19 protein-coding genes are annotated in these 23062 nt (G+C 38.2%); 16 read left to right on the top strand and 3 right to left on the bottom strand.

Features of this window, described 5'->3' with window-relative positions; translation table 11 throughout:
• Positions 1-78 precede the first annotated feature (78 nt).
• Both EFT72_RS18080 and EFT72_RS18075 read left to right on the top strand, forming a co-directional pair.
• A complete protein-coding gene (locus tag EFT72_RS18080) occupies positions 79-654 on the top strand; it encodes a class I SAM-dependent methyltransferase (protein WP_124068316.1) in 576 nt (191 codons plus the stop codon).
• Positions 655-768: 114 nt separating this feature from the next.
• Positions 769-3429: a TetM/TetW/TetO/TetS family tetracycline resistance ribosomal protection protein gene (locus tag EFT72_RS18075; RefSeq protein WP_124068315.1), complete on the top strand. Its 2661-nt coding sequence runs from the start codon at positions 769-771 to the stop codon at positions 3427-3429.
• Positions 3430-3461: 32 nt separating this feature from the next.
• Here the strand turns inward: EFT72_RS18075 and EFT72_RS18070 are convergent, their stop codons facing one another.
• Complete coding sequence (locus tag EFT72_RS18070; protein WP_124068314.1) at positions 3462-4523, bottom strand: NAD(P)-dependent alcohol dehydrogenase; 1062 nt, start codon at positions 4521-4523, stop codon at positions 3462-3464.
• 209 nt (positions 4524-4732) lie between these two features.
• Entirely contained in the window at positions 4733-5452 is a 720-nt protein-coding gene (locus EFT72_RS18065; RefSeq protein ID WP_124068313.1) for a GntR family transcriptional regulator, read from the bottom strand.
• A 261-nt stretch (positions 5453-5713) separates the two neighbouring features.
• On the opposite strand from EFT72_RS18065, the gene EFT72_RS18060 reads away from it, so the two are divergent.
• From EFT72_RS18060 to EFT72_RS18015, 10 genes are all read left to right on the top strand, one after another.
• The gene (locus tag EFT72_RS18060) at positions 5714-6889 is read left to right on the top strand and encodes a radical SAM protein (protein ID WP_124068312.1); all 1176 of its coding nucleotides are present in this window, start codon (positions 5714-5716) and stop codon (positions 6887-6889) included.
• A gap of 308 nt (positions 6890-7197) precedes the next feature.
• On the top strand, positions 7198-8466 hold the full coding sequence (locus EFT72_RS18055; RefSeq protein WP_124068311.1) for a radical SAM protein: 1269 nt from the start codon (positions 7198-7200) through the stop codon (positions 8464-8466).
• A 35-nt stretch (positions 8467-8501) separates the two neighbouring features.
• Positions 8502-10190, top strand: coding sequence for an ABC transporter ATP-binding protein (locus EFT72_RS18050; protein WP_124068310.1), 1689 nt, complete (start codon positions 8502-8504; stop codon positions 10188-10190).
• Between the two features lie 31 nt (positions 10191-10221).
• On the top strand, positions 10222-12069 hold the full coding sequence (locus tag EFT72_RS18045; protein ID WP_164473219.1) for a RiPP maturation radical SAM C-methyltransferase: 1848 nt from the start codon (positions 10222-10224) through the stop codon (positions 12067-12069).
• Between the two features lie 119 nt (positions 12070-12188).
• Complete coding sequence (locus EFT72_RS18040; protein ID WP_124068308.1) at positions 12189-13220, top strand: iron-siderophore ABC transporter substrate-binding protein; 1032 nt, start codon at positions 12189-12191, stop codon at positions 13218-13220.
• Positions 13217-14218, top strand: coding sequence for an iron ABC transporter permease (locus tag EFT72_RS18035; RefSeq protein ID WP_124068307.1), 1002 nt, complete (start codon positions 13217-13219; stop codon positions 14216-14218). Before EFT72_RS18040 ends, EFT72_RS18035 begins: the two co-directional genes overlap by 4 nt.
• On the top strand, positions 14215-15252 hold the full coding sequence (locus EFT72_RS18030) for an iron chelate uptake ABC transporter family permease subunit (protein WP_124068306.1): 1038 nt from the start codon (positions 14215-14217) through the stop codon (positions 15250-15252). Before EFT72_RS18035 ends, EFT72_RS18030 begins: the two co-directional genes overlap by 4 nt.
• The gene (locus EFT72_RS18025; protein ID WP_124068305.1) at positions 15249-16052 is read left to right on the top strand and encodes an ABC transporter ATP-binding protein; all 804 of its coding nucleotides are present in this window, start codon (positions 15249-15251) and stop codon (positions 16050-16052) included. The genes EFT72_RS18030 and EFT72_RS18025 overlap by 4 nt, the downstream gene beginning before the upstream one ends.
• A 93-nt stretch (positions 16053-16145) precedes the next feature.
• A complete protein-coding gene (locus EFT72_RS18020; RefSeq protein WP_124068304.1) occupies positions 16146-16760 on the top strand; it encodes a hypothetical protein in 615 nt (204 codons plus the stop codon).
• Positions 16761-16790: 30 nt separating this feature from the next.
• Complete coding sequence (locus EFT72_RS18015; protein WP_124068303.1) at positions 16791-18515, top strand: GMC family oxidoreductase N-terminal domain-containing protein; 1725 nt, start codon at positions 16791-16793, stop codon at positions 18513-18515.
• Between the two features lie 75 nt (positions 18516-18590).
• Here the strand turns inward: EFT72_RS18015 and EFT72_RS18010 are convergent, their stop codons facing one another.
• Positions 18591-19484 (bottom strand): DUF2935 domain-containing protein, encoded by an 894-nt coding sequence (locus EFT72_RS18010; RefSeq protein WP_124068302.1) that lies wholly within the window; start codon positions 19482-19484, stop codon positions 18591-18593.
• A gap of 165 nt (positions 19485-19649) precedes the next feature.
• Between EFT72_RS18010 and EFT72_RS18005 the strand changes: the two genes are divergently transcribed.
• From EFT72_RS18005 to EFT72_RS17990, 4 genes are read left to right on the top strand one after another with little or no spacing between them, the layout of a single operon-like run.
• The gene (locus EFT72_RS18005) at positions 19650-20261 is read left to right on the top strand and encodes a CoA pyrophosphatase (RefSeq protein WP_243110058.1); all 612 of its coding nucleotides are present in this window, start codon (positions 19650-19652) and stop codon (positions 20259-20261) included.
• 33 nt (positions 20262-20294) lie between these two features.
• Entirely contained in the window at positions 20295-20819 is a 525-nt protein-coding gene (gene msrA, locus EFT72_RS18000) for a peptide-methionine (S)-S-oxide reductase MsrA (protein WP_206426681.1), read from the top strand.
• Positions 20773-22263, top strand: a complete 1491-nt coding sequence (locus EFT72_RS17995; RefSeq protein WP_243110057.1) for a hypothetical protein — start codon at positions 20773-20775, stop codon at positions 22261-22263. Before msrA ends, EFT72_RS17995 begins: the two co-directional genes overlap by 47 nt.
• Positions 22264-22305: 42 nt before the next feature.
• Positions 22306-22848, top strand: coding sequence for a carbonic anhydrase (locus tag EFT72_RS17990; RefSeq protein ID WP_124068301.1), 543 nt, complete (start codon positions 22306-22308; stop codon positions 22846-22848).
• Positions 22849-23062 lie beyond the last annotated feature (214 nt).

Here is a 23062-nt window from a genome sequence, read left to right as displayed (position 1 = left end):
ATGTACGCAAACGAATGTTATAATAACAATGTATTTAATTGTTCATGGAAAATATTTTGGAAAGATTGGAGCGAACGAATGACACATAAGTTTAAAGTAATGAATAAAAGTAAGCTAGATAGTGAAAGACGCAGAGAGGTATTACCTGCAAAAAAGATATTGGATGCGGTTGGCATCAAACGGTCTGACATCGTTGCCGATATTGGCTGCGGAATCGGATTTTTTACAGTTCCATTATCTGAGGCAGTAGGAGATCAGGGGGTTGTCTATGCTTTGGATATTGAAAAAGAGATGCTTGATGACGTGGAAAACAAAATGTTGGAATATAATATCAAAAATGTGCGTCCGGTTGTTACGCAGGAGTACAAACTGACTTTAGAAGATGGTTGTGTTGGTGTAGCCTTTTTATCTACCGTTATGCATGAGGTGAAGATGAGGGAAAAATTTTTAAAGGAAGCAAACCGTATCCTATTTCCGGATGGAAGAATCATTATCATCGAATGGATAAAAAAAGACTGCGATTATGGACCTCCGGCGGATCATCGGCTGGATCAGGATACTTTAAAAAGAAATCTTCAGAGAACTGGTTTTAAGGAGATAACGATTATGGACTTTAACGAATATTTTTATATAGCGAGTGCAATGAAAAAATAGAAGAAGGAATTAAGGATCAATTGTATACAAATTCCTAGCTTACTGGTATCATAAGAAGTAAATACTAGTAGCATAATGTTCGACATAAGCAACGATACAAAGGAATGGAATACAATGAAACAATTAACGATAGGAATCCTGGCACACGTAGATGCTGGAAAAACCACATTATCAGAAAGCATACTTTATGAAAGTGGAGTCATCCCTTCTCTTGGTAGAGTGGATCGTAAAGATACGTATTTAGATACTTATGAACTGGAAAAGGCAAGAGGTATTACCATCTTTTCCAAGCAAGCGGTATTTGATTTGGAAGATATTAAAATCACACTTCTTGATACACCAGGTCATGTGGACTTCTCCGCTGAAATGGAACGTACACTTCGAGTTCTTGATTATGCGATCCTGGTAATCAGTGGAGCAGATGGGGTTCAAGGACATACGAAAACTTTATGGAAACTGCTAGAACTGTATCAGATCCCTGTTTTTCTATTTATTAATAAGATGGATCAGAGGGGAACGGATAAAGAAAAGCGATTGGAAGAGTTAAAAAAGCAGTTGAATGATGGGTGCTTGGAATTTACGCTTGATGAAACGGACTCTTTTTATGATCAACTTGCCATGTGTGACGAAGATATGATGGAAGTTTATTTAGAGACTGGAAAAATACCATTAAAACAGATACAAGCTTCAATCAAAGATCGATTGGTTTTTCCGAGTTTTTTTGGTTCGGCATTAAAGCTAGAGGGGATTGTTTCATTGCTTGAGGGAATTTATAGATACGTTTCGATCCCTTCTTATCCGGTTTCATTCGGTGCCAGGGTTTTTAAAATCAATCGCGATGAGCAAGGAAACCGGCTAACCCATATGAAACTGACTGGTGGGGAACTAAAAGTGAGAAATGTTCTTACCAATGGCATATGGGAAGAAAAAGTCAATCAAATTCGAATTTATTCCGGGGATAAATTTGTAACGGCAAATGAAGCGAAAGCGGGAAGTGTGATTGCGGTAACTGGTCTAAGTAAGACCAGGCCTGGGGAGGGATTGGGGGATGATAAGATACAGGAATCCACGATTTTAGAACCAGTACTTTCGTACAAAGTTACCCTTCCGGTGGATTGCGATCCAAGAAAAGTATTGCCATTCTTTCGCCAACTAGAGGAAGAAGAACCAGAGCTTCATGTAGTCTGGGTCGAACAACTACGGGAGATTCAGGTCAAAATCATGGGGGAAATTCAGATTGAAATTCTAAAGACCATATTAAATGACCGGTATGATCTTTTCGTATCTTTTGACGCAGGACAAATTCTTTACAAAGAAACCATAACTGCACCAGTGGAAGGGGTGGGACATTTTGAACCATTACGTCATTACGCAGAAGTGCATGTATTACTGGAGCCGTTAGAGCCAGGAAGCGGACTCGTATATGAGGTGGATTGCAGTGAAGATATTCTGAGTAAAAATTGGCAGAGGTTAATTCTGACCCATTTAAAGGAAAAAGATCATATTGGTGTGCTTACTGGTTCCACGATTACGGATATGAAGATAACGCTGGTATCAGGAAGAGCACATAACAAACACACAGAAGGCGGAGATTTTAGAGAGGCAACTTACCGGGCTGTGCGCCACGGCTTAATGGAAGCCGAATCTGTCTTACTAGAGCCTTACTATTCCTTTACGCTTGAACTTCCTGAAAAGATGATAGGAAGAGCTATGACGGATATTGAAAAAATGTCTGGAACATGTGAGATTGCTCATTCTGACGGGGAAACTGCAGTTCTTACCGGAAGTGCTCCAGTTGCTACGATGAGAAATTATCAGAAAGAAGTGGCGGCTTATTCCAAAGGCCTGGGTAGACTTTTTAGCAGTTTTATGGGATATCAGTTGTGTCATAATCAGGAGGAAGTGATAAAACAGATCGGGTATGACTGGGAACGGGATCTTTTAAATCCTCCTGGGTCCGTATTTTGTGCCCATGGGGCAGGGTTTTTGGTTTCCTGGGATCAAGTGAAAAATCACATGCATTTAGAATCCTATTTAAAGCAAAAAGAAAGTTTGGATTCCACCGTAGGAAGTGAATCGTCCCAGCGGGATGAGCCATTTTTAAGCCTGGAGGAGATTGATAAGATTATCAGTCGTACTTTTTATGCAAACCAGGGGAAAAAGACGGATTGGAAAAAGCCAAAAACGGTTTACCAGTCACCGTCCCAATCCTTTAGAGATACAAGGATAGTAAGGGAGAGAAAAGAAGAATATCTTCTTGTGGACGGCTATAATATTATCTTTGCGTGGCCGGAATTAAGTGAACTTGCAGAGACAAATATGGATGGAGCAAGGCAAAAACTTATGGATCTCTTATGTAATTATCAAGGAATACGAAATGGTCATATTATTGTGGTCTTTGATGCGTATCGGGTGAAAGAACATAAAGAAGAAGTGATAAAATACCACAACATTCATCTGGTATATACCAAAGAGGCGCAGACTGCAGATCAATATATTGAAAAATTTGCACATCAAAATAGTAACAAGTATAAGATGGTGGTGGCAACTTCAGATGGGTTACAGCAAATTATAGTAAGAGGTGCAGGGTGCATGTTGTTGTCTGCAAGAGAATTAAAGGAAGAGATGCAAAAGGCAAATGAAAGGGTTCGAGAGGAATACGAAGATACCAAAGAAAGGACCCGTAATTATCTCATGGATTCCCTGACAGAAGAGAGTAAAAAGCAGATAGAAGAGATCATGAAAGAAGGGAAAGATGGTGCCGCAGACCTGTAAGTTCACAGGACTTTGCAGCACCATTTCTATTTTCACCAATGAATAACAACAACAGGTTTGATTAATTCCTTTGGTTTTTCTTTCATAAGAAGTAGGGCTTCTTCAATCTTATCAAAGCCATCAAATCGATGAGTCACCAGCTTGCCGGGATCCAGTCGATTGGTGGATAGCAGTGAGACGAGTTTCTCCATCCGAAGTCTTCCGCCAGGCATCAGACCTCCGACGATTTCTTTATGCCCCATTCCACATCCCCATTGGATCCGTGGTATCTTTATGTAGTCCCCTTCTCCCAGATAATTGACATTGCCAATTTTTCCGCCTGGTTTTAAGATTGTAATTGCCTGGGTAAAGGTATCGTTATTGCCACCAGCTATGATAACGCGGTCTACACCTTTTCCGCTGGTTTTTGCCATAATCTGTTCTGCAATATCCCCTTCTTTGTAATTAATGATATCCGTGGCCCCATATTCCTTGGCAAGTTTGACACAATTGGGACGGGAGCCGACTGCATAGATCGTGGATGCACCTCTAAGAGCAGCAGCGGCAACGGACATAAGACCAACCGGTCCGATTCCGATCACGGCCACGCTATCCCCAAATGAGATGTCAGCAAGTTCTACGCCGTGAAATCCTGTGGGTACCATGTCTGAAAGCATACAGGCAGCGACTGGATCGATTCCTTCTGGCAATATAGCAAGATTGCCATCCGCATCGTTAACGTGAAATAGTTCTCCAAATACGCCATCTTTAAAATTAGAAAACTTCCAACCTGCCAGCATTCCTCCAGAATGCATTGGATATCCGCCTTGTGCTTCTATAGAATTCCAGTCCGGTGTAATAGCAGGAACCATTACTTTGTCTCCTGGTTTAAAATCTTTTACGCAGGAACCCACTTCCACTACCTGGGCAACGGCCTCGTGTCCGAGTATCATATCGTGTCGGTCTCCGAGGGCGCCTTCCCATACCGTATGAATATCAGAGGTACAAGGAGCCAGAACAATGGGACGACAGATGGCATCGAGTGGTCCGCAAACTGGTTTCTCTTTCTCAATCCAGCCAGTTTTTCCAATTCCCAACATTGCAAAACCTTTCATAAGAACATCTCCTTTTCAAATCAATCATTTGTTATAATATTAACAATGGAACCAGAATCATTATACATCATAATGTTCGGTTGGTCAATTTGTAAAAGTATTATAAAAAGTAATGAATTCAAAGAATTATGTCACTATTTAAGATTTTTGAATAAAAATAAATTGAAACATAATGATGTTTAATGCAGAAGTGCATTGGATTGATTTCTTTACTTATAACGTCCATTGGTGGAAATTGCAAGTTCGTATTGATCCCCGATGATACTTACATCGTCTACGCAAAAGGGATGTTTATCCTGATAACAGATCCTACGTATGCAAAGAAGAGCGGTACCAGGCTGTACTGCAAGCATTTCTGACTCAAAAAAATCAGCAGATCTTGCAAAAATCTTGTCACTAGCCGAACTGATTTCTAGCTGATATTGTTCTTCCAAAAACTGATATAAACCAGAAAATTGATTGGTATATTGAATTAAATCAGGAATCATCGAAGTGGGAAGGTAATTTTTCATAATAGCAATGGGTTTATCGTTAATTAACTGTATCCTTTGGATGCGAGTCACAGAATCACCAGCGGTCATGTTTAATTCATTTCCAAGTATTTCATCTGCAGGGACTAGATCGATATACATACTTTTGGTACGAACCACAAAGCCACGTCTACGAAGGGATTCTGTGACAGAGGTCACCTTATTTAAATCTTGAATGGTCCGATGGTCTAAAACCATGGTTCCTCTTCCTTGTTTGATTTCCACGTAACCTTCTTCTTTTAACAGATCCATCGCACTTCTGATTGTGGTCCGGCTAACTTGATATATTTTTTCGAGTTCAGGTTCAGTGGGAAGCAATTGGGAAACAGGATAGGTTCCATCCTGAATTTTTTTCTTGATTTGATTATGAATTTCTATATATGCCGGAACTTTGCGCATTATTTTCGTATCCCCGTTTCTTTCATTATGAGCTGCTGAATTGCTTAAGTATATTTTATCACAAAACTCCGATTTATGAAAAGAGTTAGTATTTGTAATTAATTCGTGTAAAAAAGTTTTACATGAAAGTGGTGGATTTATTACATGATAAATATTTTATGACTTTAAAGTAGTATAATGCACTTAGATTAAAGCCTTGATTGAAGTGGTTGAGCAAAGTCACATGATACGAAAAATGAAGCACAGAAAGGGGGATCTATTATGGTATATGCAAAAGACAATAAAGAGGTTAAATTAATTCTAAATATATCAAATAATTGTAATATGCAATGTAAATATTGCTATTATCAGTCTGAAATGAATTATAATCCAGGTGAAATGGACGAAGAAATTTTAGAGTCTATTGTAAAAAGAGTAGCAGAAAGCAACTTTGAAAAAGCAGAATTCATATGGCATGGTGGGGAACCACTTACCCGCGGGATTGATTTTTTCCGTAATCTGATTAAATTACAGAAAAAGCATTTAACTGGGAAAGCGTTTTCAAATAATGTACAGACAAATGGAACACTGCTTACAAAAGAGTTTCTTCAATTATTTAAGGAAAATAACTTCAGCATTGGCATATCACTTGATGGAATCCAAGATACCCATGATGAGTATCGTATTTATAAAAACGGAAAAGGTACTTTTGACGATATTATTATTAACATAAAAGAAATGGAGAAGGCTGGATTAGAGTACGGCATTCTTTCCGTATGCAGTGATAAAATACTCGAATATATGGATGAATATTATACATTTTTTAAATCACGAAAGGGATTAAAAGGTTTTGATATCCTTATCCCACAGTATTCTGAAAAATCTCAAATTGTTTCCCATAATAATTTAAGTAAAATTTTAAATTATTTGTTTGATAAATGGTTTTATGATAAAGAAAGTTCATTCGACATCTGCATTTTATCCTCAATTGCATCCGAAGTCTTATTTAAGTTACCGTTATCCTGTTCTTTTATCGAGAACTGTATCGATCATTCACCTTTGGTATCTATTTCACCAGATGGAACGGTATCTCCTTGTGATAACCTCACGTATATGGATCTTGGAAATATTAAGGATAGATCGTTGGAGGCATTGATATTTGAAAGCCCGACTCGAAAAATGTACAGTAAGAAAGAACAAAGCAGACTAAAGACTTGTTTGTTTTGTGAATGGTATAACTATTGTAAAGGTGGTTGTCCTTTAATGACTGATAAACAAGGTAAGAATGTATATTGTCAGGAGTATAAGAATATTTTTGCCCACGTAAAAGGTATAATGGAAGATCTTGAAATACGAACAAACAATTCATTTAATAGCAGTTCTTTGAATAATATACCAAACCCATATCTAAGAGAAAAAATGAAGAATATAGTTCAAACTATTGGTGTGGTAGAATGATTTTTAAATAAGAAGGTACAGCATAGTTTTGCTTTAGGTTTGTGATAAAAATCAAATCGGGGAGGAGGGATGTATATGAAAAAAACCAAAATTTTAAATGCTTCTGCTTTAAATATACCGGTGAAAAAGTCGAATAAGCCGTTGGCTTTCGATGGAAATATTAGTGTAAGTTGGAATAAGAGTTTCTAATACATAAAAGTTATTGAGTAAAAAAATTCGAATGTAAAAAGAACCTAAAGCATTGCTGTACTGTTTTGCTTATGGTTTGGTAAAGTTAGATACATTATAGTAAAAAGGAGTTGTTTATCATGAATGATTCAAAGCATCCAGGTTTAATTTATGTTACAAATAAGAATGATTATGAATTTGTATATTCTGGCTTTAGTGGACTTATTATGGATAATAACGAGTATATTAATGAATGTATCAATGAGCCTGAAAAAGCAGACCAAGAGATATATTCCTATTTATTTGATGATCCATTCCTTAATTTGGAAATTCCGTTTTTTGAAGAGGAACCGGAGGTGGAAGCATTAACAGTTTTTGTTACGAATCAGTGTAATTTAAATTGTAGTTTTTGTTATGAAAAGGTCTCAAAGAGTGATAAAGATTCGTTGTTTGATATTCAAACATTTAAAGATGGGATAAATTATTTTCTTACAAATTTCAAACATAGCAACTCGGTAAATATTCAGTTTCTCGGTGGAGAGCCTCTGCTTAATTTTACTTTTATTCAGGATGCGGTAGAGTTACTAAAAAAAGCAGAAGAAAAAAATGATTTAAAATTCACTTATTCTATTATAACAAATGGTACTTTGTTAAATAACAAAGAGATACAAGATTTTTTGATATGTAACAATTTTAATGTAACGGTAAGCGTAGATGGAGAAGAGGTGATTCAGGACAGGAATAGAGTCATAAAAGAGCTTTCAAGCTATATTAACATTGTAGCAAGTGTTACCATTCCATCACCTGACATTGATTATATCAAACTATATGAATATTTACGGGACATAGGGGTGAATGAAGTTACAATCGAACTTGCAGATCAAAAGGAAGATACAGATGTAATTCCTTCATATAATCGTATGAAAGACTTTGCTGAATACTTTATAGAGCATTTAAAAAATAAGGATCTTATTCAATTAAAAAACTTTATAGATATTCTTAAATCAATTCATTATGGCAGTAGAAAATCTCCAAAATATTTTCCGTGTCGTGCGGGTATTTCTTCTTTTTCATTTAATTCCCATGGAGATATTTATCCCTGTCACTGCTTTAACAGCTCAAAACAGCATAAATGGGGAAACATATACGAAAGTTTTGATAATGATGCCCGAACGGAATTTCTTAGCAATCATATGGTGTTTCTACGTGATTCAGGGAAGTGTATGGAATGTTGGGCGAGATACCTTTGCGGAGGAACTTGTTATAATGCATCACAGTCTACAGAAGAGGATACATTTAAGATATCAAAAGTGCATTGTGATTTTACGCGTGAGATAATTAAAAATTCTTTATATATTTATGCATCTTTAAATGATGAGGATAGAATTATTTTTTCTAATTTAGCATAGGTGCTTAAATAATATTAATCGAGGTGTATAAATAATTGACTGTATTAGTGAGAATGATAAAATATTTAAAGATACATCTAAAAATATCAATATTTCTTTTTTTGGTAATAATTAGTGGGACTGTTGTAGAGATTGCAATTCCATTCATGTACCAAGGTGTATTTGATCGTGGTATACTAAAAAATAATGTGAGGCAGATAATCTTTTGGTTGGCTCTCATGATTGTTTTTACGATATTGAATGAATTGTTTAACCTATTCCAGACAATTATGTCTGCTAACTTAAAAGAAAAGGTTTTTGGTGATATCAAATCAGACGTTTACAAACATCTCCAAAATATGTCTTTAAGCTATTATTCAAAAACTCAGAGTGGCAATCTGGTTTCTAAGATTATGAATGATGTGGATGCTCTCGAACATTTATTAACCAATAATATCCTTATTTTATTTAAAAATATCCTTATGATTACCATAATCACGATTATATTATTTACGTTTGATTACAAGATGGCATTACTGGCATTGTTATTTATTCCTATTTTTATTTTATTTTTTAAAAATTATAAAAAAAGTGTATACGATTTAAGTATTCAATCTGTTGAAAAACTTGAGAATCTCACAGGAAGCCTTCAAGAAGGTCTTAATGCAGTTGAAACAATCCAATTGTTTGATTCTGAAAATAATAACATAAAGAATACAATAAAAAAAATAAATGACAGCGAAAATTCGAAACGACTTTTGAAAATCAAACGTGCTTTGGCAGGATCCTGTTCCGTTTTAATTTCTGTTTTTTCTTTGCTTCTATTATGGGGATATGGAAGTTATGAAGTAACGTCAGGCAAATTAACAATAGGGATTCTAATATCGATATCCTATTACATAAAAAATCTATTGGATTATATGAACGATGCTTTTAATCTTGTAACAAATATGCAAATCTCTCTTCCCTCTGCCAAAAGGGTTTTCGAGATACTGGATACAAACTCAGATATCATAGAAAACGAGAATGCAATTGAATTAAAAGAGGTGAAAGAAAGCTGTACATTTGAAAATGTCTATTTTGGTTATTCAGCCGATAACTATATTTTAAAAAACATTAATTTATCTTTTACACTTGGTAGTATTACTGCATTTGTAGGAGAAAGCGGACAAGGTAAATCATCTTTTGCAAAGCTTATACCAAGGCACTATGATCCTCTAACGGGAAATATTTTAATAGATGGTATTAATATTAAAAATATAAAACTACAGTCATTAAGAAAAAATGTTGCAATTATTACACAGGAAACATTTCTTTTTAATGATAGTATAAAAAACAATATTACCTTAGGGCGTCAAAATGTGTCTTTGGAGGAAATCGTACATGCAGCACAAACAGCGAATGCGCATGATTTTATTACAGCATTGCCTGACGGGTATAACAGCATAGTAGGGGAAAGGGGATTTACACTTTCTGGTGGACAAAAAAAAAGAATTGCGATCGCAAGGGCGTTGTTATCAGATCCCCCAATCATTATTCTCGACGAAGCAACTGCAGATCTTGATGAGTATAATGAAAGAGTTATCTTAAGCTCATTTAAGAAGATTTCGAAAGAAAAGATTGTAATTATGATAACCCATAAAATGTCGAACCTTAGCTATGCGCATAGAATTCTATCTTTATTGGACGGAAATATCTATGAATATGAAGAGTTAGAAGCATATGAAACGTCTTTGATTACTTAAAATGTTTTTTATAAATGTGAGGGGAGAATATATGGAAAACTATTATGTTGATGGAATGCTGGAAAAAGCAGATGTACTTTTGATTGTACCGCCTTTTGCGGCAATCGATATTCCTCCCTTAGGAGTGAATGTTTTGAAGTCTTGCGCAGAACAGAGAGGGTTTACCGTAGAGATAGCATATACGAATATTGTATTAGCTTCTTTATTGGGAGCGGAAAATTATAAAGTAATAAGTGAATCAGCAAGTAATGGACTGGGAGAGGTTTTTTTTGCAGAGGTCGCTTATGGTATTTCTCTGGAATCGAGATTTGGTATGGATATAGACAGTTATTTTAAGAAATTTATAAAAAGTCCGGTTGATCTTAATCTCATAAAAGATGTTTTTACTGAACTGAATGAATGGGTAGATAAAATAACAACCGAATTTATTGAAATGGATTATAAAGTAATCGGATGTTCAACCTGCTTTGATCAAACCTCATCAAGTATCGCGTTTATCAACAGCATTAAGAGGAAAAAGCCAGAGATCTTTACAATAATAGGGGGGGCAAACTGCGAAGCCGAAATGGCGGAAGGTATTGTTTCGTTAAGTAATAACATCGATTATGTATTTACGGGAGAAGGTGAATATTCTTTTCCGAATTTTTTGGAAAATGTATTCAATGGTATTTTACCAGAACAAAAAATTATAGGGTGTACAAAGAGTATGGATTTGGATCAAATACCATGTCATGATTATAATTCCTATTTTCGTCAAATTGAGCATTTTATGCCTAACACAAGTACGATATCGTTAACTTATGAAAGCAGCAGAGGCTGTTGGTGGGGAGAAAAGCATCAATGTACTTTCTGCGGCTTAAATGGGGAAAGAACAGAATTTAGACAAAAATCTCCGGATAAAGTAATGAATGACTTAAAACGGATTCTAAAAAATCATTCCGGTGTAAAAATCATTATGGTCGATAACATTATGCCATACAATTATATATCAACCTTAATACCTAGTATTAAAAAAGAGATTCCAGATATCAGTTTTCATTATGAGTTAAAATCAAATATGTCTTTAGATCAGCTTATTTTATTAAAAAAAGCGGGTGCATTTAACCTTCAGCCAGGGATTGAAGCTTTATCCACAAGTTTGCTAAAACGTATGAATAAAGGGGTTATTGCCAGAATGAACGTTGCATTTTTAAGAAATTCACGTTCGCTTGAGTTGAATGTAGCATGGAATTTACTATATGATTTTCCTCAGGATATACGGAAGGAATATGAAGAAACGCTGGAACTCATTCCGAAAATAATACATCTTCAGCCGCCCATATCCTTATGTAAGATGGTTATTACCCGTTTCAGTAAATATTATAACAATCCAAAAAAATTTGGAATTAAAAATATCCGCCCGATTGAATGCTATCATTCTTTCTTACCAGAAGGTACGGATGCTTCTAAAATTGCATATAATTTTACAGGTGAATTTGAACATTTTACAAATATAAACCAACAAATACTTTCTGAGATCACTCACTTAGTTGATCGATGGAAAAAACTTTGGAATAATGAATTTATTCCGATCCTTCAGATTAAACGTACTGCTAAAAATTGCTATGTGTTACTTGATACCAGAGGGCTGTCTAATACAAAGAGGATGCAGATGCTTACACATAAACAAGCGTTCGCCGCCCTTGTGGACAGGTCTGAAAATAGTGTTGACGGTTTAGAGGATGAGATTCAATGGGCTTTAAACCATAATCTTATTATTAAAATTGATTCCTGGTATGTTTCCCTTGTAACAGCTGCCAGTGAATTACTTCTTGAGCTTAAAGAAGAAAATATAAAAACGGACATTCTTATAACAAATAATTCAGGTGCGCACATTTAAGGGCGGATATTGACAAAAGGATTTCTATTTCGTATAATGATCTCTTGTTAGCCTAAACTAACTAAAGTGGCAAAACGAATATAGGTCAGCTGTTAAAAGCGGCGGAATGAGAGGTTTTTATGAGAAATAGTAGATTATGTGCCTGCGCCCTTGGCGTACTGGCACTTATGGGGATTCTAGTCGGATGCAGCAAAGAGAGTGGAAATGAAAAAGAAATTGTGTCAAAGAGCAGTCTTCTTGATGAACCAATCATTATCTCCCATGCATTTGGAGAAACGGTAATTGAATCTCATCCAGAACGAATTGTTACCATCTCCTGGGGGAATTCAGATGTACCACTTGCACTTAAGGAGGTACCTGTTGGTGTGTCGAAAGCCAATTTCGGCAAGGTGGGGGGAACAGGACTTCACCCTTGGACGGAGAAAGCCTTTGTTTCACTTGGAGTTGAAGAACCGGTGGTATTTGATGATACAGACGGATTGGATTTTGAAGCCATTAGCGACGCAAATCCAGACGTAATTTTAGCCGCTTATTCTGGTATTACACAGGAAGAATACGATCTTCTAAGTCAGATTGCACCAGTGGTTGCATACCCTCGTCTACCGTGGCAGACCTATTGGAGAGAACAGACGCTTCTAGATGCCAAAGGGTTTGGAAAAGAAGCAGAAGCAGAAAAACAGATTGCAGAGACAGAAGCCTTGATCGCAGAGAAGACGCTAAAGTACAAGGATGTAAAAGGTAAAACTGTTGCATTTTTGTCCTTCAATCCATCAAATCTTGGAAATTTTTATGTGTATTTACCTGCAGATCCCCGCGTAGCCTATTTGGAGGATCTGGGATTAAAAGTTCCTGACAGTGTGTTAGAACTTGCACAAAATGAATCGAATTTTACTGTAACCATAAGTGCGGAGAATGCAGACATCCTTAAAGATGCAGACATCATCGTAACCTATGGAGATGAGTCGGTTTTGAAGGTTTTGCAGGAAGATAAATTAATTCGTAAAATCCCAGCGGTTGCAAATGGTTCGGTAGCTTTGCTTAACGATGATTCAGCCCTTGCAGCAGCGAGTACTCCTACCATCTTATCCATACCTGCAACCATTGACGAGTATTTAAATTTATTGAATGAGGCGGCGAAAAAAGTAAAATGAACAAAAAGATAAATGTGATACTAATCCTTGCAGGGGGCATAGCGGTGGTTCTCGTCTGTGCCCTTCTTTCTCTGTCTTTTGGTTCCAGGATTGTACCATTTGATCAGGTATTTGACGTATTGACCGGACGAGATCAAGGATCTTTCGTATCTGAAGTGGTAAAAGCAAGGATTCCAAGAACTGTATTTGGTATGCTCGCAGGAGGCGCTCTGGGGCTATCTGGAGTCTTGATGCAGTCAGTGACCAGAAATCCCATTGCAGATCCTAGTATATTGGGGGTAAACACAGGAGCCGCCTTATTTGTAGTATGTGGAATTGCATTTTTCAATATCAATCTGCCTCAACAATATATTTGGCTTGCACTCATTGGAGGCGGAGTTACCTCTATTTTTGTATATGCACTGGCATCTTTAGGCAATGGGGGAGCGACTACCATTAAACTAGCACTATCCGGGGCCGCAGTCAGTATTGTTTTGTCTTCAATGGTCAGTACAGTTATGCTTCCAAAATCCAGAGTCATGGAAGAGTACCGGTTTTGGCAGATTGGAAGCATCGGTGGAACCGGATGGACTGATATCCTGACTTCCGCCCCATATCTTGGCATTGGCTTTTTGATCGCACTGGTGCTAATTCCCTCTTTAAACTGTATGGCTTTAGGAGATGAGATGGCTGCAAATCTGGGGGTGAATACAAAGCTTGTGAGAGGATTGGGAGCACTCGCAGGAGTTTTATTGTGTGGAGCCACCACAGCGTTTGCTGGTCCCATTGGTTTTATAGGACTTGTGGTTCCTCATTTTATGAGACTGCTGATTGGCCCTGATTTAAAAAAAATAGTTCCGATGTCGCTGATTGGAGGAGCCTGTCTCCTTTTATTGTCTGACGTAATTGGTCGTCTAGCAGGAAGTCCAGGGGAACTAGAAGTGGGAATCGTAACGGCCTTTGTAGGAGCCCCTTGTTTTCTCCTTGTGGTGAGAAAGGCGAAGGTGAGTGTATTATGATTCCCATGGAACATACTGCTGCTCGGATTGGGTATAAAAAAAGACGAAGCAGAAGTAGAAGAATCACCCTGATTTTAACAGTTTTGGTTTCATTACTTGCAGTTATTATGTTGGTATATGGCAATACGATATATCCTCTTGAGACGGTTTTAAAAGTTTTAGCAGGAGAAGAAATAAAGGGGGCTACCTTTGCGATCAAAACCATACGACTTCCCCGTATGCTTGTAGGTTTGCTTGTAGGATTGGGGTTTGGCATGGCTGGGTATACCTTCCAGACACTTCTAAGAAATGATTTGGCCAGCCCGGATATGATTGGAGTTACTTCTGGTTCCAGTGTAGCGGCTGTTTTTTGCATCTTGGTACTTAAAATGAGTGGGAGCATGGTCTCTTTCTTTGCATTGCTGTCTGGACTTTTGACCTCTGGTATCATATACCTTTTATCGATGGGAAAGGGAAATTCCAAAGGTCGTTTTATTTTAATGGGAATTGGATTACAGGCAATGTTACAAGCAGTCATATCCTACCTATTGCTAAAAAGCAACCGAAATGATGTAGGAACAGCCTTTCGCTGGCTTAGCGGTAGTTTGAATGGAGTGCAGATGGAGCAAGTGAAAGGATTGATTTTGGTGGTCATATTGGTTGGAACTGTACTCGTGATATTAAACAGGCAGTTACAAGTTCTCCAGCTGGGAGACGCTTCGGCAACGATCCTTGGTGTGAATGTCAGATGGACTTACGGGGCGCTTATCCTGGCATCCGTCTTTCTAATTGCTTTCTCTTCTTCTGTATCAGGCCCTGTGGCATCGGTTTCTTTCTTATCTGGTCCAATTGCGTCCCAACTGACTGGCAAAGGAAAAGTCAACCCAGTGGCGGCAGGTCTAGTAGGTGCAATCCTTATTATGGCAGCTGATTTAGTGGGGCAGTACGCCTTTAAAACGAGGTATCCGGTGGGTGTAATAACCGGAATACTAGGTGCACCCTATCTGTTGTTTTTATTGGTGCAGATGAATAAGAAAGGAGAAAGCGTCTCATGAAAGAACATATGCTGACAGCGGAAAAGCTGGTAGTCGGTTATGACAATCAGGTAATATTAAAGGCAATTGATGTGAGAATTCCAGCAAATAAAATTAGTGTGATTATCGGAGCCAATGGCTGCGGGAAGTCCACACTGCTAAAAAGTTTCTCCAGACTAATCCGACCGAAAGGAGGGGACGTCGTTCTGGATGGGAAAAGCATTCGCGCCTATCCATCAAAGCTTCTGGCTCAGACACTTGGGCTTCTTCCCCAGTCCCCTGCTGTACCGGAAGGGATCACAGTATTTGATTTGATATGTCGTGGCAGGTTTCCCCATCATACGATGTTTAAAGGAATGAAGGAGGAAGATTTTAAGGCTGTGGAAGAAGCCATGGAAATTATGGGCATCAAAGAACTAGCGGATCGGTGTGTGGATGAATTATCCGGTGGACAGCGTCAAAGAGTATGGATTGGATTGGCTTTGGCGCAGCGAACCGACATCCTGCTTTTGGATGAACCTACCACTTTTCTGGATATTTCTTATCAGATTGAGATTTTGGATCTTTTAACCGAATTAAATCAAAGGCGTGGTACCACTATTGTAATGGTACTTCATGATATCAATCTTTCTGCCAGATACGCAGATTATTTGTTTGCGATCAGCAAAGGTGAGATTCTAGTGGAAGGAACGCCAGATAAGGTAATATCCCCAGAAATGATCCATAAATTATATGGGCTAAATTGTTCCGTAATGAAAGATCCCATATCAGGAGCCCCTATGATTGTTCCCATAGGCAGACATCATGGGAAAAGGAATTAAAAAAAATCTATTAACATAGAAGGATAAGTGATAGTTTCCTCTGCTCTTACATATGCTTTTATGAACATGCATATTAGCTGAAAAAGGGGAAAAATGGATCAGACAAACCAAAACCAAAACAACACAATATGGGATGAAAATACAGTTTTTGATTATGTATTAAGTACATTTCAAGCATATGTCGACGCGATGATCCCCCAATCGCCAGGACTAGCAAAACTATATGGAAGAATACAGTATTACGGTGCAGTGGATTTATCGACTGCGGAGTTTTTAATTCTGACCCTAGATAGTTACCCTTACCCATTATCCCTTCCACTGGCTAAAGTATTAAATGCTGCAGCCAGGCAGTATCTTTATAATCAAGATGAAGAATGGGTGGATCCGGAATATCCAGATGGATTGTATTTTGTGCGTATGTCTCCACAAGAACGATTCGAAACAATGGAAATGCTAATCGTACCGGAAAACATTACATATTTTCCAGTTGAACTGGGAATGAATGCGGAAGAAATTATTTCGGAGATCCCTTGGTTGAACAAAATAACCCTTATGGGATATTATTCCGAATGGTCTGGGTATGGTTCCACAAAACTGGCACCACCAACAGAACGGGTCATGGAGTATTTTCCTATAAGCTGGAAGCAGATTGGATACCCCGGACCGTCTTTGGGGTACCGGGCAGCCAGATCCTTTGATTATACTTAAGCATGTGTAAAATTTGGATTGGAGGAAACGATGAATAACGGATATGACGCAGATGTAATAATAATCGGAGCAGGCGGCGGGGGAGCAGTGGCAGCAAAGGAACTGGGAGAGTTGGGAATTCATGTGCTGGTTTTAGAGGCAGGTCCATGGTATGGCAACAAACAGTGGCCAGAGCCCAATCAATCAGCTGGCGGCGTAGGTAGTTCGAGTAATGAGGATCTGGATATTCAATTGTTAAAGCAGCAATTTACCGATTTGGAAGATGATATGAATGATTCAGCAACAGGAAAATTCAGATGGGGACCTGCAAATAGAGATATCAGTTCCTGGAGAAGAATCAACCAAAATGGGGGATTTACGTGGCAGAGTGCAGGGGTAGGGGGTACCACCTTATTGTATTATGCAAACTGTCCCCGTGCTTATCCAGAATCGTTTGAAAGAGACTGGCCCATCTCTTATGAAGAGATGATTCCTTACTATGAGAAAGTAGAAAATACACTGCCTGTCCGCCAAGCAACTGGAACGTCAAAAGAAGATCTGTTTTTCTATGGAGCAAGACAGATTGGAATTCCTTATATTCAGGAGCAGAATTTAACAATACCAGGGTATCGCTTGCAACCAAACGGGATTCTTTCCGTAAATCCCATGCTAAATAATCCGAACTTTGATCTTAAGAACAATCAAGCGGTAGGATGTACCTTACGTGGACATTGTGTAAATGGTTGCAGTGTTGGTCCCAATGTAGGAAGCGTAGCAAAGCGTTCCACTCTGGTTAGTTATGTCCCCTATGCGCTTGCCACTGGAAATGTGGAGATCAGACCCAATACCTTTGTGGTTACAATTCATACCAACGAAAACCAGGAGGAAGGGGTGTATGCAGAACGAGTAACCTGTCGAAACACCTGGACAGGTGAGACCAGCGAATTCAAAGCAAAAGTAATTATCCTGTCAGCCGGAGCCATTGAATCTCCCAGACTCTGGCTAAATTCCAATCTCCCGGAGAATGAATGGGTTGGAAAAGGTCTGACCACCCATATGATTGACTGTGTATCGGGGATCTTTGAAGAAGAAGATCTGATGAATATTCTTGGTATGTCTGATGTAAAGCCCTACGTGGGTCAAAATTCTGCTGGAAGAGTTGATTATCCAGGTCTTGGATCTTTTGAGCCATTTGGCAGTAGTCCAGGTCTCTATGCTTCTATGATATATGGAATTAGTCATAAAGGGTATTATTTTCAGAATCAGGTCAGCGAAGAGGAGCCTTGGGACAGAGAAGGAATGGTAGTTGGAGAACTTTTAAAGGAATTTATGCTTAATTATAGAAGAACCCTTAGTATTGTAGTGTTCTCTGATGATGATGTGAATCAGAGTAACGGGATTACACTGGATCCAGAGCGAATGGATGAAAATGGATTTATTCCTATCATACATTATGAATTAAGTGAATCGGATGCCATAAGGAGAGATAAGCTCAATGGGATTGCCGCCGAATTATTAAAAAAAGCAGGGGCAAAAACCGTTACCCGGGTAAATTGGCCACCCGATGTCTGTGCTCATATAATGAGTACAATGAGAATTGGTTACGTCACGGATACCAATTGCGAAGCCTATCAGGTAAAACGATTGTTTATCGCGGATAATAGCGTTCTCTGCAATGGATTAGGAGGTCCAAACCCTACATTAACGACCCAGGCATTGGCAACCAGAACAGCAGAAAAGATAGCCTGGCTTTATTTTCCAGAACGGTTGAATTAGAACTTGTTTCAACACATTGCTACATACAAAAGCTGCAGATGACCGTTTCGGACATCTGCAGCTACTTTTCTAGAGTTAACTGTTATCATACATGAGATAAATAAAATGATTGGCTTCTCGCAGAAGATGGTCAGTATACAGAGCCAGCATAATGGTTTGTATCTTACAGGAGATAATTCCCTCGGTGGAATCAGATTTAAAATCACTGATAGAAATGGTTTCCGATAAAAGCTCTCGGTCTGCTGGGTAGGTATCTGGATTTTCTTCTTCTTTTGCGAGAGAATCAAAAAGATTTGCAAAATAATTTGCACGGTTTATGTACTGGGTTTCGGTGGGATCAAATTCACCCCGCATTACTTTTGCATGACCCGCCATATTCTCGGTCCAAAATGATTTATATTCTGAAATTAGCGTAGACTCTCTGCTTTGGAGCCGATTAAGAATTTCTAGATACCGTTTGGCTTCAAGGAGTATATGCAGAAGATCTGCAGTAAACATCATGGTAAAGAGTTGACAAGATACCCGCATATTCAAAAGATCGGACTGAAATTTGACAAAGGCAGAAGTTAAGGTGAGTAGATTCTGATTTAGCTGAAACACTTCTTGCTCTTTTCCGTGGGAAGCGGTAAATCCTAAAACACAAGGTTCAATGTCATAGGACATAACGGTAAGATTTCGGTTTATAGAGATTCCAGTATCCTCTTCTGCCAGACGTTCTGCTTCCTCGGTATATTGAGTATAATACTGGCCGGATTGAAGAACACTGGTAGGAAGAACGCCGTTCGATAGACGGATTGCAGAATTATACAACTGATCGTATTGCTGCTTAAAAGAATTTGCCTGCTCCCCATACTGTTTCCCAGGAGGAGGCATGGTTGCTTCAATAAATATTGCATGCTCTTTCATAATTCGGATCCAGAATAGGTGATACTGAAGGGAGCATTGTATGTATGTTTCTTTTGAAATCATTTCATTTTCTCCGTTTTATATGAATTACTTCATTTTATGCAGAGAAAATGGGAAGTATACGTACAATCTCTGTCTCAATCTATTGTTAGATATAGAAAAAGATGCTATAATTTTCTACGCAATGTCTTGATTGAAGGTAGAAACCAAAGACACAAAAAGGAGGTTGTGATTCTGGATAAAGAAACATTTTCACGTAGAAAACCAGGAATCATGTTTGAAGATAAATACAGTCAATATTCTGTTTTTCTCCCTATCATTACAATGAATGGAAGAAAATATTTGCTGTTAGAAAAACGCTCCTCTAAATTAAGGCGTCAGCCCGGTGAAATTTGTTTTCCAGGTGGAAAAATAGAACCAGGAGAAACAAATCAGGAATGTGCCATTCGAGAGACGATGGAAGAATTGCTCGTATCTCAAGAACAGGTTAAGGTATGGGGTCCACTGGATCTTTATATCTCCCCGTTTCGTTTGATGATTCATCCATTTGTTGGTGAATTGAATCATTATCAAGATACATTCAGTACAGACGAAGTAGAAGAAATCATAAAAGTACCTCTCGATTATTTACAGAATTTTAAGCCAAGGCGGTATGAAAGCAAGTTGATCACCAAACCTCCGGATGAGTTTCCTTACGAATGGATTCCAGGAGGGAATCAGTATCCCTGGGTCAAAGGATCTTATGATATTTTATTTTACATCTATGAAGACTGGGTTATATGGGGGATGACGGCACAAATCTTAAAATCAGGATTGGAATTGATGGAACATATCATTTAATTCGGTAATCATATGAAAGGAGAAAGGAGTCCTATGATAAAAGAAATATATTTAGCTGGTGGATGTTTCTGGGGTACAGAAAAATATTTAGAGAATATACCAGGAATCTTATTTACAGAGGTTGGGTATGCCAATGGCAATACGCAAGATCCAACTTATGAGGAGGTCTGCAATCATGGTACCGGTCATGCGGAAACCGTTCGGGTAGAATACGATGACACAGTGGTTGGACTGCCTTTTTTACTAAAGCTATATTACGACGTAATTAATCCAGTCAGTAAAAACCGGCAGGGGGGAGATATGGGATCCCAGTACCGAACTGGAATTTATTATACCGAAGAAACAGACCTGCCAATCATAGAGGCATCAATGGAAGAACTTCAAAAAAATTTCAGAGAGAAAATTGCAATTGAATGTCTCCCTTTAACAGGTTTCTTTAAAGCAGAAGAATATCATCAGAAATATTTAAATAAAAACCCCGCAGGGTATTGCCATATCGGAGCTGGACACTTTGAAAAAGCAAAAGCGGCAGTGGATACAAGTAAGAAATCCAAGTAATGAATCATGGATAGAAATAGAGATTGATAATTTCCATAAAATTGAATATACTAGTAAAAAATTGCCAGGTGAAGTAATGTTTCATGATGTCAATGAAAATAGAATTCACTTTTGTGATGATGAGGATGAAATGCAGGAGAGGTTTTTAGATCCTTCCGATATTTACATCGTTAAGGGGTATGGGATCGAAGTCTTTCTAAATGGATTAAATGCTCCCAATAGTATAATCTTTGACGAAGAAGGTAGTATTTATATCGCTGATTCTGGTTTGGCAACAGGCAATCCTATGATTTTAAAGTTGACCAATGGTCATATGGATGTGATTGCTGAAGATTTTGTGATTCCGATCTCAGGCATTAATTATCAGGACGGAGTTTTATACGTATCTCATAGAGGGTTTGTCACAAAACTGTACAAAGATGGTACCAGGGAAAATGTGATTATGGGGTTGCCAAGCAATGGGGATCATTATAACAGTCCGGTCGCTTTTTCACCAGACAAAAAGATGTATTTTGGCCAGGGAACAGTAACCAACAGCGGAGTTGTGGGGAATGATAATGAGTGGGTCACCATATCTCCTTTGCTTTGCGACTATACAGGGGATTATGTTATGTTGCTTGGACAGAATTTTTTAACCCATAATATCCTTACGGAAGCAATTACAGAGGACATGGCTTATACAGGAGCTTTTTCACCCTATGGCATTCCAAATATTGAGTTCGAAGTGAGAAAAAAATATTTAAAGGCATCAGGAAGTATATTGAGAGCAAATTTAGACGGTTCTAATTTGCAGCAAGTTGCGTGGGGGTTTCGCAATCCTGCATTTTTAAAGTTTAATAACAGTGGGCAGCTTTACAGTGTAAACAATGGTTTCAATCCGGTGGGCAGCAGGCCCATAGAGAATGCCACCGATGATTTTTATTATGTAACTCCAGATCTATGGTATGGCTGGCCAGATTATTCGGGAGGGGAAGCCGTAAATTCCCCTAGATTTACACCACTTGGAGGCCATGAACCTACACTTATATTAAAGAACCAACCAAACGTTCCACCTCGTCCCTATGTGACCTTTCCGCCCAATTCTACTATAATGGGCTTTGACTTTAATTATAATATGGATTTTGGACCTTATGGAGATGTGTATGTATCGGAATACGGAAGTACCATCAAGGCAATGATCGGGGATGGACTTTCCTATGCGGGTTCCGGTCACAGGATTTCTAAAATTGATATGAGGTCCCGCACAATAACTACGTTTGCCATAAATAAAACAGGATTTCCTTCATCCTTATCCAAAGGAGGAGGATTCGAGCGCCCCACTCATGTATCCTTCGGTCCGGATGGAGCGATGTATGTCGTGGATAGCGGCCTAAATATCGTTGGAGATCCAAATAAATTCGTACCGAATACTGGGGTGGTCTGGAGAATTTACCGGATGGATTAGGAATGATAGGATACATATACTTTAATAATCAGGAGAAAATACATGTTAAAAGAGATACTTGCATATAATCGTGAATTTGTTGATAAAAAGACTTATGAAAAATATCTTACCAATAAATATCCAGATAAAAAGACAGCAATTGTTTCCTGCATGGATACCAGATTGACTGAATTATTACCCGCAGCATTGGGATTTAAAAACGGAGATGCTAAGATAATCAAAAACGCTGGTGGTGTGATTTCTCATCCGTTTGGGAGTGTTATGCGAAGCATTCTAATTGGAATTTATGAACTGGATGTGAGAGAGATTCTTGTGATCGGACATACCGATTGCGGGGCCAGATGCACAGATAGTAAAAATATGATTGAGATTATGAAAGATCGGGGGATTACCCAGGCAGATATTGACCGCATCAAGTATTTTGGAATTGATTTTGACTCCTGGCTTGGCGGATTTCAGGATCTAGACCAGTCCATCAAAAAATCCGTAGAGATGATTAAAAATCACCCCCTGATTCCTGAAGATGTTACGGTTTACGGTTTGGTAATCGATTCAGAAACAGGAGCTTTGGAGCAATTGGTTTAAATTAGAGATTGATTGTGTCAACCGTTTTTGAAAATGTCCCGAAAAAGTTTTAACATAAGCACCAGTTTTCTGGTGCTTGATTTAACTAGGTACTATTAGTTTTTGGGTAACTTTAATAAAACTACAGTTACCTGCTTGTAAATTAGGCTATTTCTTTTCTGTGTCGTTGTCCTTTTGCATATTTTTCAAATGATGCCTGCCTCCATGGATGGTT

Source organism: Clostridium sp. E02 (assembly GCF_003833015.1).
In the GTDB taxonomy this organism is placed as follows: domain Bacteria; phylum Bacillota; class Clostridia; order Lachnospirales; family Lachnospiraceae; genus Lacrimispora.
This window is presented reverse-complemented; position numbering and strand designations above follow the sequence as displayed.

Coding starts and splice junctions, on each gene's coding strand:
- EFT72_RS18080 (WP_124068316.1), top strand. CDS start 79: ATGACACATAAGTTTAAAGTAATGAATAAAAGTAAGCTAGATAGTGAA.
- EFT72_RS18075 (WP_124068315.1), top strand. CDS start 769: ATGAAACAATTAACGATAGGAATCCTGGCACACGTAGATGCTGGAAAA.
- EFT72_RS18070 (WP_124068314.1), bottom strand. CDS start 4,523: ATGAAAGGTTTTGCAATGTTGGGAATTGGAAAAACTGGCTGGATTGAG.
- EFT72_RS18065 (WP_124068313.1), bottom strand. CDS start 5,452: ATGCGCAAAGTTCCGGCATATATAGAAATTCATAATCAAATCAAGAAA.
- EFT72_RS18060 (WP_124068312.1), top strand. CDS start 5,714: ATGGTATATGCAAAAGACAATAAAGAGGTTAAATTAATTCTAAATATA.
- EFT72_RS18055 (WP_124068311.1), top strand. CDS start 7,198: ATGAATGATTCAAAGCATCCAGGTTTAATTTATGTTACAAATAAGAAT.
- EFT72_RS18045 (WP_164473219.1), top strand. CDS start 10,222: ATGGAAAACTATTATGTTGATGGAATGCTGGAAAAAGCAGATGTACTT.
- EFT72_RS18040 (WP_124068308.1), top strand. CDS start 12,189: ATGAGAAATAGTAGATTATGTGCCTGCGCCCTTGGCGTACTGGCACTT.
- EFT72_RS18035 (WP_124068307.1), top strand. CDS start 13,217: ATGAACAAAAAGATAAATGTGATACTAATCCTTGCAGGGGGCATAGCG.
- EFT72_RS18030 (WP_124068306.1), top strand. CDS start 14,215: ATGATTCCCATGGAACATACTGCTGCTCGGATTGGGTATAAAAAAAGA.
- EFT72_RS18025 (WP_124068305.1), top strand. CDS start 15,249: ATGAAAGAACATATGCTGACAGCGGAAAAGCTGGTAGTCGGTTATGAC.
- EFT72_RS18020 (WP_124068304.1), top strand. CDS start 16,146: ATGGATCAGACAAACCAAAACCAAAACAACACAATATGGGATGAAAAT.
- EFT72_RS18015 (WP_124068303.1), top strand. CDS start 16,791: ATGAATAACGGATATGACGCAGATGTAATAATAATCGGAGCAGGCGGC.
- EFT72_RS18010 (WP_124068302.1), bottom strand. CDS start 19,484: ATGATTTCAAAAGAAACATACATACAATGCTCCCTTCAGTATCACCTA.
- msrA (WP_206426681.1), top strand. CDS start 20,295: ATGATAAAAGAAATATATTTAGCTGGTGGATGTTTCTGGGGTACAGAA.
- EFT72_RS17990 (WP_124068301.1), top strand. CDS start 22,306: ATGTTAAAAGAGATACTTGCATATAATCGTGAATTTGTTGATAAAAAG.